This is a genomic window from Sorangium sp. So ce426, from assembly GCF_051475585.1.
GTDB lineage: Bacteria > Myxococcota_A > Polyangia > Polyangiales > Polyangiaceae > Sorangium > Sorangium cellulosum_B.
Genome location: NZ_CP150341.1, coordinates 3,383,580 through 3,398,760, shown reverse-complemented (window position 1 = coordinate 3,398,760; position 15,181 = coordinate 3,383,580). Strand labels below are relative to the sequence as shown.

Below are 15,181 nucleotides of genomic sequence, written 5' to 3'. Positions count from 1 at the left end.
CCCACCGGCGTCCGTCAAATTCAGCATGGACGGCTGGTTATGCGCAAGATTGGCGTTGGAATCATCGGCTTCGGCACGATCGGCGAGCGGATCGCTCGCCTCCTCGCGCAGCGCCCCGATTTCCAGGTCGTCGCTGCGTGGGACCCATCCGCCGAGGCGACCCAGCGCATCGAGGCGTTCGACCGGGCTTGCCGGCGGAGGACCGCCGACGAGGTGGTCGCTGCTCCGGTTGAACTTATCTACATCGCCTCGCCGCCGGCGACCCACCTCGATCACCTGCGCCTCGCCGCGGGGGCGGGCAAGGCGATCCTGTGCGAGAAGCCGCTCGCGGTGGACGTCGAAGCGGCGGCGGCGACCGTGGATCGGCTCGAGCGGGCCGGCGTGCGCGCCGCCGTCAACTTCGGCTTCGCCGTCTCGCCGCCGGTGCAGGCGCTCTGGGACGCGCTGCGCGCCGGGCGCCTCGGCGAGGTGCGGCAGGCGCGCATCGACGCCTCGTTTCGCGCGTGGCCTCGACCGTGGCAGCCCGCCGGCGGCTGGCTCGCCGGCCGGCAGGAGGGCGGTTTCGTCCGCGAGGTGCTGTCGCATTTCGTGTTCCTGGCGCAGCGCCTGCTCGGGGCGCTGCGCGTCGAGCGCTCGCGCGTCGATTTCCCGGCGGACGGCATCGGGTCGGAGACAGCGATTCATGCCCGGCTGACCGCGGGGGCCATTCCCCTCGAGGTGAGCGCCTGCGTGGGTGGAGAAGAGGACGACTTCAACGCCTTCACCCTGATCGGCGAGCGTGGAGCGGGCCGCACCCACCACTGGTATAGCGCCGAGATCCAGGACGGCGCGGGCTGGGTCGATCTCTGCCCCGCGACGCCGGAGCAGGCCCTCGCGCGCAACCGGACGGCGCTGCTCGACCATCTCGCGGCGATGATGCAGGGCGGCTCGCACACCCTCGCCAGCTTGCGTGAGGCGCTCTCGGTCCAGCGCTGTATCGAGCGCCTCCTCGCTGGTGGGGCGACGGGCCTGTAATTCGAAGCCGTCGTTCGTCGTCCGTCGCGATCAGTTTCCAGCGGTCATCGTCAGTCTCCGTCAGTCACCTTCAAATACAGTCATTCGCCGCCCGTTCAGCCAGCGGAACGGAGCTCGCTCAGGTCGCCCCGTGGAATGGACTTCACGTTAGCTCACGAGAGTGGACTCCCATGGCTGAAAAACTCTTTACGAAGGTCACCTCGCTCCTGGGGACCCTTCGAGAAACGACCGTGCTCCCCCTCGAGTGTGATGGGGTCAAGCTCTTCGCCAAGATCGAGGGGCACAACCCGGTAGGGAGCTTGAAGGATCGCCCCGCGCTCTGGATCCTGCACCAGGCGATCAAGCGGGGTGAGATCCACGACAAGACCGTCCTCATCGAGTCCTCCTCGGGGAACTTCGCCGTCGCGCTCGCGTTCTACGCGCGCCAGCTCGGCCTCGAGTTCATCCCGGTGATCGATCCGAACACCACGGAGGCCTACGAGTCCCTGTTGCGAAGGCTCTGCCCGAGCGTCGTCAAGGTGACCGAGCCGGACGACATGGGCGGCTACTTGAAGGCGCGGCTCCAGAAGCTCCGGGAGCTGCGGGAGAGCATCCACGATTCGTACTGGACCAACCAGTACGGCAACATGGACGCTGTCGGGGCCCACTACCGCTTCACGGGCGAGGAGATCTGCTCGGCCTTCTCCGAGCTTCACTACGTCTTCGTGGGCGTGAGCACAGGAGCGACGATCGCCGGCATCTCCCGGCGGGTGAAGGAGGCGTTCCCGAACGCACGCATCATCGCCGTCGACGCGCAAGGCTCGGTCATCTTCGGGGGCGCTCCAGGGCCGCGGCACATCGCCGGCATCGGCGCCAGCGTCCGATCCAAGCTTGTCGACGAGGCGAAGATCGACGACGTCGTCCTCGTCTCGGAGGTCGAGACCGTGCGCGCCTGCCGCGAGCTCCTCACGCGGCACGGGCTGCTCGTCGGGGGCTCATCCGGCTCGTGCTACGCCGCGGTGAAGAAGCTCCTCCCGAGGATGCGCTCCACGAGCCGCCCCTCGGTGCTGTTCGTCTGCGCCGACCGCGGCATCTCGTACGCTGACACCATCTTCAATGACGCCTGGACGTCCAGGCTCGGCGCGTAGAGGACACGCCCCGGAGGATCCGGTCAGAGGGGCTCTCCTTTCGCGCCTCGTGACGAGCGAGGCAGAGCGGAGCCCGGGCGGCCGACCACCAGCTTTCAACCCATGTCTCTGACCGGCGATCGCGCTGCCTCGGAGGAGCGACGCCAGGCTCGGGGCCAGCGTGAGACAACGGAGATCGCATCAGAATGGATTTCTCGATCATTACGGGCAAGGTGATCCACGAGATCATCCACGCCGACATCCCGGCCTGCGTGGAGCGCGTCAAGAGCGCCTACCTGATGCACGAGGACGGGCAGACAGTGAACCCGGACAGCTATTTCCTGCGGTTCCCGGAGCAGCCGAAGAACCGCATCATCGCGCTGCCCGCGTTCCTCGGGGGAGACGTCGGCGTCTCGGGCATCAAGTGGATCGCGAGCTACCCCGACAACATTCGCCGGGGGATCCCGCGGGCCTCGGCGGCGCTGCTCCTGAACAGCTACGAGACGGGCTACCCCTTCGCCTGCCTCGAGAGCTCGATCATCTCCGCCGCCCGCACGGCCGGCTCGGCGGCGCTGGCGGCCGAGTGGATGAACGGCGGCAAGCGCGCGGTGAACAGGCTGAGCATCATCGGCAACGGCCTCATCGCGAGGTACATCTACGACTTCCTCCTCGCGCTCGGCTGGGAGATCGGGTCGGTGCTGCTGCACGATCTGAATCAGGCGGAGTCGCAGCGGTTCGCGACCCAGGTGTGCAAGCCGGGTCGCCACGGCGCGATCGACTGCGTCTCAAGCGCCGAGGCCGCGATCACGGGCAGCGATCTCGTCGTCCTCGCCACCGTCGCGGGCGAGCCCTACATCCTGGATCCGGCGCTGTTCGCGCACAACCCGCTGGTGCTCAACATCTCTCTCCGCGATCTCGCGCCGGAGATCCTGCTCGGGTCCTACAACATCGTGGATGACGTCGAGCACGTGATGAAGGCGAGCACGTCGCCGCACCTCGCGGAGAGGCTGAGCGGCGGCCGGAGCTTCGTGACAGGGACCCTCGCCCAGCTCATGCGCGGCGAGCGCCGGATCGGCCGCGACAAGCCGGCGATCTTCTCGCCCTTCGGGCTCGGGGTGCTCGACCTCGCGGTCGGCCGATGGGTCTACGACGTCGCGAGCGCGCGAGGCCAGCGCGTCGTGGTCGACGACTTTTTCTTCGAGATGGCGCGCTGAGGCAAATGAACCGCGCGCCTCGCGTGGCGCGTCCGTCCGGTGGCGACGGCGATCAGGAAGCTCGATGTCGCCGGCGTGAACATGCCGTCTGTAACAGAGGTAGCTTGTAGATGACGACGCTCGAACAAGAACCGCGGTACGCCACACTGATCGATCTGCTCGAGGCGCGGAGCGCCGAGACGTGCGGAACCAGCTTCCGCGACGACAGCGGGAAGATCGTGGCTCGCATGAGCTACGCCGACCTCGCCCGCCGCGCCCGCCAGGTCGCCTCCGCGCTCCGCCAGGTCGCGGAGCCCGGAGAGCGGGCGATCCTGCTGTACGAGCCTGGGCTCGAGTACATCGTCGCCTTCTTCGGCTGCGTCTACGCGGGGCTCGTCGCCGTGCCGGCGTACCCGCCGGATCCTGCGCGCATCGAGCGGACGCTGCCGCGGCTCTGCGCCATCCTGAAGGACGCGCGGGCCGGGCTGGTGCTCTCCACGGGCGCGATCACGTCGATGGCCGTGCACCTGTTCCAGCGCGCGCCGGAGCTCGGCGCGGCGCGCTGGGTCGCGACCGACGAGCTGCCGGCGGAGGGCGAGGGCGCCTTTCGGCCGCCGGCGGTCGGCCCGGCGTCGCTCGCTTTCCTCCAGTACACGTCGGGATCCACGGGCACCCCGAAGGGGGTGATGCTGAGCCACCGCAACCTGCTGCACAACCTGGAGAGCATCTCACGGTGCTTCGGCGCGCACCGGGGCAGCACAGGGGTGATATGGCTGCCGCCCTACCACGACATGGGGCTCATCGGCGGCATCCTCGAGCCGCTGTACCACGGGTTCAACGTGGCGCTGATGTCCCCGCTGACGTTCCTGCGGCGCCCGTTGCTGTGGCTGCAGGCCATCTCGGAGGAAGGAGCCACCATCAGCGGCGGACCGAACTTCGCCTTCGAGCTGTGTGTTCGCAAGAGCTCGCCCGAGGAGCGGCGCGCCCTCGATCTGCGCTCGTGGGAGGTCGCCTTCTGCGGCGCGGAGCCGGTGCGGGCGGAGACCCTCGATCGGTTCGCGGCGGCCTTCGGGCCGTGCGGCTTCAGGAAGACGGCCTTCTATCCCTGCTACGGGCTCGCGGAGGGGACGCTCATCGTCTCCGGCGGGGAAGCGGGCAGCGGCGCCATCGTCGGCGCCTCGAGCGCGGCGGCGCTGGAGCAGGGGCGCGCCGAGGAGGCGGCCGCCGGTGAGCCGGGGGCGCGGCTGCTCGTCGGCTGCGGCCGCTCGCTGCCGGACCAGGAGCTCGTCGTCGTGCACCCCGAGACGCTCACCGCCTGCCCCGCCGGGCACGTCGGCGAGATCTGGCTCCGTGGTCCCAGCGTGGCCCAGGGCTACTGGGGTCGCGCCGAGGAGACGAAGGGCACCTTCCGCGCGCGGCTCGCGACCGGCGAGCCGGGCGAGTTCCTCCGCACGGGCGACCTGGGCTTCCTGAAGGACGGGGAGCTCTTCGTCACGGGGCGGCGCAAGGACCTGATCATCCTCCGCGGCCGAAACCACTACCCGCAGGACATCGAGCTCACCGTCGAGCAGAGCCACCCGGCGATCCGGTCGGGGTGCTCGGCGGCGTTCCCGGTGGAGGTCGACGGCGAGGAGCGGCTCGCCCTCGCGCTGGAGATCGACGTCCGGAAGGAGCGAGACCTGCGCGCGCGCCTGTCGGCCTGCGAGGCGGCGATCGGGGCGATCCGGGAGCGGCTGGCCATGGAGCACGACCTGCAGCCGCACGCGGTGGCGCTCCTGCCGCCGGGCAGCATTCCCAAGACCTCCAGCGGCAAGATCCAGCGGCACGCGTGCCGCGCGGCGTTCCTCGGCGGAGAGCTCCAGACCGAGCTGCTCTGGCGCGCCGACGAGGTGAGGAGCGGCGCGCGCCTGGAAGCGGACGCGGACGCGGCCGCGGCGCCCGCGATCCAGCCGGCGCCGCCGCGCGCGGCGCCCCGAGGTGACGCGGCGACCGTGGAGGAGCTGCGCTCGTGGCTCTGCGGTTACCTCGCGAGGGCGCTCGGCGGGCCCGCGGGCGGGCTCGATCCGGAGGCGCCGATCACGCGCTACGGCCTGGATTCGCTGCGCGCTGTCGAGCTGTCCTCGAGCCTCGAGCAGGAGCTCGGCGCGCCGGTGCCGCTCGACGTGCTCCTGCGCGGTCCGAGCCCGGACGCGCTCGCGCGGCACGTGGCGGCGCAGCGCGCGGCGGCGTCGCGGCCGGCGGGAGGGCTGGCGCCGGCGCTGGCTCCCGCGCTCACGTCCCGCCGAGCGCCGGGCCCGCTGCCGCTCGCCCCCGTGCAGCAGCGCCTGTGGTTCCTGGCGCAGCTCGATCCCGACAACCCCGTCTACAACATCCCTGTCGCCGTCGATCTCTCCGGCGAGCTCGACGTGGCGGCGCTGCAGCGCGCGCTCGACGCGATCGCGCGCCGCCACGAGCCGCTGCGCGCGAGCATCGAGGAGCGAGACGGGAAGCCGGTCCAGGTGATCGCGGCGGAGGGGGCGCTGCCGCTCGAGATCGTGGACCTGACGGGCCTGCCCCTGTCCGCCCGGGAGGTCGAGGCGCAGCGGCGCTCGCGCGAGGAGGCGCGGCGCCCGTTCCAGCTCACGCGCGGCCCGCTCGCGCGCGCCACGCTCCTGCGCATCGAGCCGCGGCGGCACGTGCTGCTCGTCGTGGCCCACCACCTCGTGGCGGACGGCTGGTCCTTCGGGGTCCTCGCCAGGGAGCTTTCGGCGCTTTACGGGGCCTTCTCGCGAGGGCTCCCGCCCGGGCTCGCGGATCTGCCGCTGGGGTACGCCGACTACGTCCTCTGGAAGCACGAGCGCCTCGACGGCGGCGTCGCCGCGGATCAGCTCACGCGCTGGGGCGCGAGGCTGGCCGGCGCGCCGGAGCTGCTCGAGCTGCCGGCGGACCGCCCTCGACCCGCGGCGCAGACCTACCGGGGCGCGAGGTCGCCGGTGCGCTTCCCCCGCGCTCTCCGCGAGGCCCTGGAGGCGATCTGCCGGCAGGAGGGCGTCACCCCGTACATGGCGCTGCTCGCCGGCTTCGCGCTCTTGCTGGGGCGCTGCGCGGGCCAGGACGACGTGTGCGTCGGCTCCGCCGTCGCCGGCCGCCCGCCGGAGCTGAGCGGGCTGTTCGGCATGTTCACGAACACCGTCGTCCTGCGGGTCGATCTGTCCCGCGCCCGGACCTTCCGGGAGCTGCTCTCGCAGGTGCGCGACGTCGCGGTCGACGCCTACGCGGACCAGGACGTGCCCTTCGAGCGGGTCGTCGAGCACCTGCGGCCGGCGCGCAGCCAGAGCTTCTCGCCGCTGTTCCAGGCGATGTTGATCTTGCTCCCGGACCGGGAGGTCGATCTCCCGGCGCTGCCGGGGCTCGCGGCGCGCACGGTGGAGATCGATCCGGGCACCTCGATGGTGGACCTCACCCTCTCCCTGAGGAGCGGCGAGGACGGGTTCGAGGGGTACTTCGAGTACAGCGCCGACCTCTTCGACGGCGCGTCGATCGCCCGGATGGCCTCGCGCCTCGGCGCGCTGCTGCTGTCGGCGGCCTCGAGCCCCGATCGCCGCCTGTCCGAGGCCACCGTGATGGACGAGGACGAGCTGCGGCTCGTCACGTCGGGCTGGAACGCGACACGCGCGGCATGGACGACCGACGCGTGCATTCATGAGCAGTTCAGCGCTCAGGTCCGCAGGACGCCGGACGCGACAGCGTGCGTGTTCGAGGGCGAAGAGATCACGTACCGCGAGCTCGACGCGCGGGCGGACGCGCTCGCGGGCGAGCTGCGTTCGCTCGGCGTCGGGCCCGAGGTGATCGTGGGCCTGTGCGCGGAGCGGTCGATCGAGATGCTCGTGGGGCTGCTCGGCATCCTGAAGGCGGGCGGCGCTTACCTGCCGCTCGATCCCTCGTACCCCTCGGACCGCATCGGCTACATGCTCGACGACGCCGGCGCGCCGGTGGTCGTGACCGAAGAGCACCTCACGACGCGGCTCGCAGGCTCGAAGGCGCGCGCGGTGATGCTCGGCAGGGGCCAGGGCCGGCCGGAGACGGGCGCGCCGCCCGCGGCCGGCGCACGCCCGGCCAACGCCGCGTACGTCATCTACACGTCGGGCTCGACGGGGAAACCCAAGGGCGTCGTCGTGCCCCACCGGAGCGTCGCGAACTTCTTCAGCGCGATGGATCGAGCGCTCGGGCCCGTCGCTCCCGTCGCGCCGGGGGCGCGCTGGCTCGCGGTCACGAGCATCTCCTTCGATATCTCGGTGCTGGAGCTCCTGTGGACGCTCACACGCGGCCTGACGGTGATCCTCCAGGGCGAGCAGCGGCGCCGGGCGCCGCGGCGGCAGGCGAAGGGCCGCCCCGGCGCGCGCCGGCCGCTCGGCTTCAGCCTCTTCTACTTCGCCGATGACGCCGACCAGGGCGGCGGCGACCGGTATCGGCTCCTCTGGGAAGGAGCCAGGTTCGCGGACCGCCACGGCTTCATGGCCGTGTGGACGCCCGAGCGCCACTTCCACGCGTTCGGCGGTCTGTACCCCAATCCATCGGTCGTCGGCGCGGCGATCGCGGCCATGACGGAGCGGGTCGCGATCCGCGCCGGCAGCGTCGTCGTCCCGCTGCACCACCCGGTCAGGATCGCGGAGGAGTGGGCGCTCCTCGACAACATCTCGCGCGGCCGCGTCGGCGTCTCCTTCGCGTCAGGCTGGCACGCGCGCGACTTCGTGCTGGCCCCGGAGCGGTACGCGGACCGGAAGCGGATCATGCTGGAAGGCATCGACGCCGTCCGCAGGCTCTGGCGCGGCGAGCGGCTGACGTTCCCGGACGGCGCGGGGACACCGACGGAGATCCAGATCCGGCCGCAACCGGTGCAGCGCGAGCTGCCCGTCTGGCTGACGGCGGCGGGCAACCCGGAGACGTTCGAGGCCGCGGGCCGGGGCGGGATGAACATCCTCACGCACCTGCTCGGCCAGAGCATCGAGGATCTCGCGGAGCGGATCGCGATCTACCGCGAGGCCCGCCGCCGCGCGGGGCACGAGGGCGAGGGGCACGTCACGCTCATGCTGCACACCTTCGTCGAGCGGGACGCCGATCTGGTGCGCGCCCGGATCAGCGCGCCGTTCCGCAGCTACCTGCGCAGCTCGGCCGATCTGATGAGGGGGCTCGGCCGCAGCCTGGGCATCGATCTGGACGGCGCTGTCCGCGAGGAGGACCTGGACCTGCTCGTCTCCCACGCCTTCGAGCGGTACGTCGAGACGAGCGGCCTGTTCGGGACGCCGAGCGACTGCCTGGAGCGGGTCGCCCAGCTCAAGGAGATCGGGGTCGACGAGATCGGCTGCCTCATCGACTTCGGCGTCGAACCCGACGCCGTGCTCGCGAGCCTGCCGTACCTCGACGAGCTGAAGCGCCTGAGCGAGCGAGAGGACCGGCGGAGCCTGGAGGACACCTCGGCGCCGCGGCAGATCGAGCGGTATCAGGTGGATTACCTCCAGTGCACGCCGTCGCTGCTGCGCGGCATGATGCTGGAGCCCTCGGCGGCGGCCGCCCTGTCCAGCCTGCGCGCGCTGCTCCTCGGCGGTGAGCCGCTGCCTTTCGATCTCGTCGAGGAGATCCGCAAGACGTTCCCTGGCGCGCTGCTCAACATGTACGGCCCCACGGAGACGACGATCTGGTCCTCCACGCACCTCGTCGAGCGGGCGGCCGGGGCGGGGTGGGCGTCCATCGGGCGGCCCATCGACAACACAGCGCTTTACGTCTGCGATCGCCACCTCCAGCTGGTGCCTGTCGGCGTGCAGGGGGAGCTGTACATCGGCGGCGAGGGCGTCACGCGAGGTTACCTGTCACGCCCGGCGCTGACCGCGGAGCGGTTCCTGCCGGATCCTTTCTCCGGCGACGCGGGGGCGCGCATGTACCGGACGGGGGACCGGGTGCGATGGCTGCCGGACGGCACCGTCGAGTTCCTCGGCCGCACGGACCACCAGGTCAAGCTGCGGGGCTTCCGCATCGAACTCGGCGAGATCGAGGCGATGCTCGCGCAGCACGAGGCGGTCGCGGCCGCGGTTGTCTCGGTCCGCGAGGACACCCCCGGGGACCGGCGGCTCGTGGCCTATGTCGTGCCGGCGCCGGAGCGGTCCGTGGACGAGGCGGAGATCAAGCGCTTCGTGCGCGATCGGCTGCCGGACTACATGGTCCCGTCGGTCGTCGTGGCGCTGAGCGCGCTCCCGCTCACGGCAAACGGCAAGATCGATCGCAAGGCGCTCCCGCGGCCCTCGGGGGAGCACGCGATGGCCAGCTCGACCTTCGTCGCGCCGCGCACCGAGGTCGAGGGCCGCGTCGCGCAGATCTGGGCCGAGGCGCTCGGCGTGCCCGGGGTGGGCGTCGAGGACGACTTCTTCGCGCTCGGCGGGCACTCGCTCCTCGCGACCCAGGTGGTGGCCCGGCTGAGGAGCGCCTTCGGCGTCGATCTGCCGCTCGGGCTCATCTTCCAGTCGCCCACCGTGGCGGCGATCGCCCGGCACATCGAGGCGAGCGCCGGCGCCGCCGAGCTCCTGCCGCTCCGGCGCGTCGAGCGAGCCGGGCCGCTCCCCCTCTCGCTCGCGCAGGAGCGCATGTGGTTCCTGCACCAGCTGAGCCCCGAGAGCGTCGCGCAGAACGTGGCGTGGAGCGTGCGCTTCTCGTCGTCCATCGACCCGGCCGCCCTCGAGCGGAGCGTGACCGAGCTGACGAGGCGGCACGAGATCCTGCGCACGAGCTTCCCGAGCGTCGACGGGCGGCCGGTCCAGCGCATCGCCCCGCCGGCGAAGGTCCCTGTGCCGGTCACCGATCTGCGGGGCTTGCGGCCGGACGCGCGGATGGACGCGGCCCGCGAGCGGCACCTCCGGCTGGCGCTCGAGCCGTTCGATCTCGACGAGGGGCCGCTCCTGCGCGTCGAGCTGCTGCGCCTCCGCGACGCCGAGGACGTGCTTGTCGTGGCGCTCCACCACATCATCACCGACGGCTGGTCGCTCGGGGTGCTCGCCCGCGAGATCACGGCGCTCTACCAGGCGTTCTCCAGCGGCCGGCCCTCTCCCCTGCCCGAGCTGCCGATCCAGTACGCCGACTTCGCCGTGAGCCAGCGGCAGTGGCTGAGCGAGGAGTCGCTCGCGGCGCAGCTCTCCTACTGGAAACAGGCGCTCGCCGGCGTCCCCGCCGTGCTCGAGCTGCCGTCGGACCGCCCGCGGCCGCCGGTGCTGAGCTACCGCGGCGGGCGGCACGCGATCCGCGTCTCCGCCGCGATGACCGAGGCGCTCAAGGCGCTCAGCCGGCGCGAGGCGGTGACGCTGTTCATGACGCTCCTTGCGGCCTTCCAGGTCCTGCTCCACCGCTATTCGGGGCAGCAGGACATCGTCGTGGGCTCCCCCGTGGCCGGGCGGAGCAGGCAGGAGCTCGACGGGCTCATCGGCTTCTTCCTCAACACCGTCGCGCTGCGCGTGGACCTCTCCGGCGATCCGAGCTTCCTCGATCTGCTCGAGCGGGTGCACCGGACAGCGCTGGAAGCGTACGCGCATCAAGACTTGCCGTTCGACAAGCTGGTGGAGGAGCTGAACCCGGCGCGGAGCCGCGCCCACGCGCCTCTCTTCCAGGTCATGTTCATCCTGCAGGACCCCACCGGCGCCTCGCGGGCCGAGGCGCTGGAGACCGAGGAGGTCTTCACCGGAACGGCGATGTTCGACCTGACCCTGGCGCTGACGGAGGCAGACCAGCAGCTCGGGGGGCACATCGAGTACAACGCCGATCTCTTCGATCCGCCCACGATCGCCCGGATGGCGGCGCACCTCGAGCAGCTCCTCGAGGGGATCGTGCGCGACCCGACCCGCCCGATCTCGTCGCTGCCGCTCCTGCCCGCCGACGAGCGGCGGACCCTCCTCGACGACTGGACCCGCACCGAGATGCCGTTCCCCGAGGAGGAGTGCTTCACGACGCTCTTCGAGGCCCAGGTGGAGCGGACGCCGGGCGCGATCGCCGCGGTGGGCGAGGGTGGAGCAACGCTGAGCTACCGGGACCTCGACGAGCGCGCGGACGCCCTCGCCCGCGCGCTCGTGCGCCAAGGCGCGGGGCCGGACGAGGTGATCGCGCTGCTCGCGGAGCGCGGCCTCGACTTCCTCGGCGGGATGCTCGGCGTGTGGAAGGCCGGGAGCGCCTACCTGCCGCTCGATCCGTTCCACCCGCCTCACAGGATCGCCCAGGTGCTGGAGAGCAGCGGCGCGCGGCGCGTGCTCGTCTCAGGGCCGCTCGCGGCCGCGCTGCGGCGCGCTCTAGAGGGGATGGCGGCCGCGCCGCAGGTCATTCCCCTCGAGGAGGCGCTCACGCCGGGCGCCGAGATAGCGCGCGCTCCGCTGCCGCACGCTCGCCCGTCGAACCTCGCCTACGTCATCTACACGTCGGGCTCGACGGGAGCTCCCAAGGGGGCGATGGTCGAGCACCGCGGCATGCTCAACCACCTCTTCGCGAAGGTGCGGGATCTCGAGCTCACCGCGGAGGACTGCGTCGCGGAGACCGCGTCTCAGTGCTTCGACATCTCGGTCTGGCAGTTCCTCGTCGCGCTCCTCCTCGGGGGTCGCGTTCACATCCTGGGAGAGGAGGTCGTCCGGGATCCCGCCCGGCTGCTCGCCGCGATCGAGGAGCACGGCATCTCGATCGTGGAGCTGGTCCCTTCCATGCTTCGCGCGGTGCTGGCGGAGGCGCGGTCATCGGAGCGCGCGCCGCAGCTTTCGGGGCTCCGGTGGATGGTGGCCACCGGAGAGGCGCTGCCGCCGGAGCTGTGCGCGCAGTGGATCGAGGCCTATCCCGCGGTGCCGCTCCTCAACGCGTACGGTCCCACCGAGTGCTCCGACGACGTGACGCATCACCGCGTGCGGGAGGTGCCCACCGCGGCGCACGTCCCCATCGGGCGCTCGGTCGCGAACATGCGCCTCTACCTCCTCGATCGGCGGGGTCAGCCCGCGCCGATCGGGGTTCCTGGCGAGCTGTTCGTGGGCGGCGTCGGCGTGGGGCGCGGCTACCTGCGGGATCCCCGGCGCACGGCCGACGTGTTCCTGCCCGATCCGTTCTCGCCCCTGCCCGGGGCCCGCATGTACAAGACCGGCGACCTCGCGCGGTACCTGCCGAGCGGTGAGCTCCAGTTCCTCGGCCGGCTGGACCACCAGGTCAAGGTGAGGGGCTTCAGGATCGAGCTCGCCGAGATCGAGTCGGCGCTCAAGCGGCACCCGGGCGTGGCCGAGGCGGTCGTCGTGGCCAGGGAGGATCGGCCGGGGGACAAGCAGCTCGTGGCGTACGTGGTGCCGGCCGCGGGCTCGCCGCGCTCCGCCGCCCTGCTGAAGGAGCACGCAAGGGAGCTCCTTCCCGAGTACATGGTGCCGGCGTTCGTCGTGCTGCTCGACGCGCTGCCGCTCAACGCCAACGGCAAGGTCGATCGCAAGGCGCTCCCGGCGCCCGATCGGAGCGGCGCGGCCGAGAGCTTCGTCGCGCCGAGGGACGCGCTGGAGCGGGATCTCGCGGCGATCTGGGCCGCGGTGCTGGGCGCCGAGCGCGTGGGCGTCCGGGACGACTTCTTCGATCTCGGCGGCCACTCGCTCCTGGCCGTGCGGCTCATGGCGGAGATCCAGGCGCGCACCGGCCAGCGGCTGCCGCTCGCGGCGCTGTTCCAGGGGGGGACGGTGGAGCGCCTCGCCGCGCTCCTCCGCGATGAGCGGCGCCTCGATCCGAGCTCGCCGCTCGTGACGATCACGCCCGGCGCCGAGCGGCGGCCGTTCTTCTGCGTCCACCCCGTGGGGGGCAACGTCCTGTGTTACCGCGAGCTCGCGCGGCAGCTCGGCGCGGAGCAGCCGTTCTACGGGCTGCAGTCCCCGGGGCTGGACGGGGCCCAGGCGCCGCCGGCCAGCGTGGAGCAGATGGCGGCGCTCTACGTGAGCGCGGTGCGGTCGGTGCAGCCGTCGGGGCCTTACCTGCTCGGCGGCTGGTCGATGGGAGGCGTCGTCGCGTTCGAGATGGCGCGGCAGCTCGAGCGCAGCGAGCAGCGCGTGGAGGTGCTCGCGCTCATCGACGCGCAGGTCGAGGGCGTCCGGCCCGGGGCGCCGCCCACGGACACGGATCACCTCCTTCACGCCCTGTTCGACAACGATCTGGCCCGGGTCGCGGGTGGCAGCCCGCCCCCCGAGGAGGCGTTGCCGGCGCTGCGCCGTGTCTTCATGAGCAACATGAAGGCTCTCTATGGTTATGAGCCCGGACCGTACGGCGGGACGATCACGGTCTTTCAGGCCATCGACGGGCGGGCTTCATCGCCGGACGCGGTGGACGCCTGGCGGCGGCTGGCGCCCTCGGGCGTCGAGGTCGAGCGCGTGCGGGGCGACCACTATTCGATCCTGCAGGCGCCCGGCGTCGAGCCCATCGCCCGGAAGCTCCGCGCGCTCATCGAGCGGGCCCGGCGCGAGGCGCCCTGAGCGGGCCGGCGCCGGGCATCGACCGGCCCCATGCCGGCCCCGCGCGGGGCCGGCGCGCCTCTTCGCGGCGCTCGGGTGCAACGAAAGGAACGCCATCGGTGAGATTGACGACGACCATCTGCACATCCCTCGACGCCGTGGACGACGCGGAGCTCGACAACGTCACGGCGGAAGCGGACGTGTTCCTCGATCGCCGCTGGCTGCGGATGCTCGACACGCTGGATCTGGCGCCGCTCGTCCGGGGGGAGCTGTCCCTGCGTTATGTCCTGGTGCGCGAGGGGACCCGCCTCATCGCCGTTTGCCCGTTCCTCGTCACGCGCAGTCGCTCGATCTACTATCATTATTCGCTGGAGAAGTTCTTCTTCGTCTCCTGGCAGGACGAGCTCGTCAGGATGAACCCCGAGAGCGCGCGCTGGAGCCAGTGGGTCGTCCGGGCGGTCAACGCCTACCGGGCGTTCGCGCGGGCGGCCCGCTCGGGGATCGACGGGTGGGTGCTCGCCGCGAGCCCGCTCAGCTACCGTGGGGGCATCGCCGTGGCGCCCGTCGATCCGGCGGCGGTGCAGGAGGCGCACCGCGCGGTGCTCGACGCGCTCAAGGAGGAGGCGCAGAGAGAGCGGCTGCCGCTCTGCTTCTATGGCGTCGACGCCGAGCGCGCCGAGCTCAGGAGATCGCTTCGCGGGAGCGGGTTCGAGGAGGTCTTCCTCGTCTATGACAACCGGCTGGACACCGAGTTCAAGGCCTTCGACGACTACCTCGCGCGCTTCCGGAGCAAGGAGCGAAAGTCCTTCAGGCGCGACATGAGGATGGTCGGCGAGGCCGGTGTACGATTCACCGTGACGCCGGATTTCGGCTCCCTGGGCGGCGATCTCGAGCGCCTCTACGAGACGACGTACTCGAAATACGGTGAGGAGCACTTCCGTCACCCGGAATCGTTCTGGGCTCGGCTCGAGCGCCACCTCGGCCCGAGGGCGGAGGCGATCGTGGCGCGCAACGGCTCCACCGTCGTCGGCTTCGCCTCGATCCTCCACAAGGGGGACGACCTCTGGGTCTACCGCGTAGGCCGCACCGAGGATCAGGGGCTGGACGACTCGCCGCTGTATTTCAGCCTCGTCTTCTACGAGCCGATCAAGCGCGCCGTGGCGCTCGGCGCCAAGCGGATATGGCTCAGCGGCGGCACGTGGAAGACGAAGCGACGCCGCGGCGCGGTGGGTCACCCCCTGTACAGCTACATGTGGTTCCCCTCCTCGTGGTCACGAGCGCTCCTCATGCCCTACCTGTCCCTGTTCTCGCAGATAAGTCACGCCGAGATGACCAAGGTCGTCGCCCCGCCGAGCGCCCCGGAGACGGGATCCCCGGAGGCTGCGGGCGACGCGTGAGACACGCG

At 71.5% G+C, this 15,181-nt stretch carries 5 protein-coding genes; all 5 read left to right on the top strand.

Annotated features, from left to right (window positions below; all coding sequences use genetic code 11):
* Positions 1 to 39 precede the first annotated feature (39 nt).
* The 5 genes from WMF44_RS12970 to WMF44_RS12950 all read left to right on the top strand — a co-directional run bounded on the left by WMF44_RS12970 (position 40) and on the right by WMF44_RS12950 (position 15,173).
* A complete protein-coding gene (locus tag WMF44_RS12970; RefSeq protein WP_437299438.1) occupies positions 40 to 1,014 on the top strand; it encodes a Gfo/Idh/MocA family protein in 975 nt (324 codons plus the stop codon).
* Positions 1,015 to 1,184: 170 nt separating this feature from the next.
* Positions 1,185 to 2,141, top strand: a complete 957-nt coding sequence (sbnA, locus tag WMF44_RS12965) for a 2,3-diaminopropionate biosynthesis protein SbnA (RefSeq protein WP_437299437.1) — start codon at positions 1,185 to 1,187, stop codon at positions 2,139 to 2,141.
* Positions 2,142 to 2,326: 185 nt separating this feature from the next.
* Complete coding sequence (gene sbnB, locus WMF44_RS12960; protein WP_437299436.1) at positions 2,327 to 3,334, top strand: 2,3-diaminopropionate biosynthesis protein SbnB; 1,008 nt, start codon at positions 2,327 to 2,329, stop codon at positions 3,332 to 3,334.
* A gap of 110 nt (positions 3,335 to 3,444) precedes the next feature.
* Positions 3,445 to 13,797 carry an amino acid adenylation domain-containing protein gene (locus tag WMF44_RS12955; RefSeq protein ID WP_437299435.1) on the top strand — a complete coding sequence of 3,451 codons (10,353 nt, stop codon included), beginning with the start codon at positions 3,445 to 3,447 and terminating at the stop codon, positions 13,795 to 13,797.
* Between the two features lie 98 nt (positions 13,798 to 13,895).
* Complete coding sequence (locus WMF44_RS12950) at positions 13,896 to 15,173, top strand: peptidogalycan biosysnthesis protein (RefSeq protein WP_437299434.1); 1,278 nt, start codon at positions 13,896 to 13,898, stop codon at positions 15,171 to 15,173.
* The last annotated feature ends 8 nt before the right edge of the window (positions 15,174 to 15,181 follow it).

Coding starts and splice junctions, on each gene's coding strand:
- sbnA (WP_437299437.1), top strand. CDS start 1,185: ATGGCTGAAAAACTCTTTACGAAGGTCACCTCGCTCCTGGGGACCCTT.
- WMF44_RS12955 (WP_437299435.1), top strand. CDS start 3,445: ATGACGACGCTCGAACAAGAACCGCGGTACGCCACACTGATCGATCTG.
- sbnB (WP_437299436.1), top strand. CDS start 2,327: ATGGATTTCTCGATCATTACGGGCAAGGTGATCCACGAGATCATCCAC.
- WMF44_RS12970 (WP_437299438.1), top strand. CDS start 40: ATGCGCAAGATTGGCGTTGGAATCATCGGCTTCGGCACGATCGGCGAG.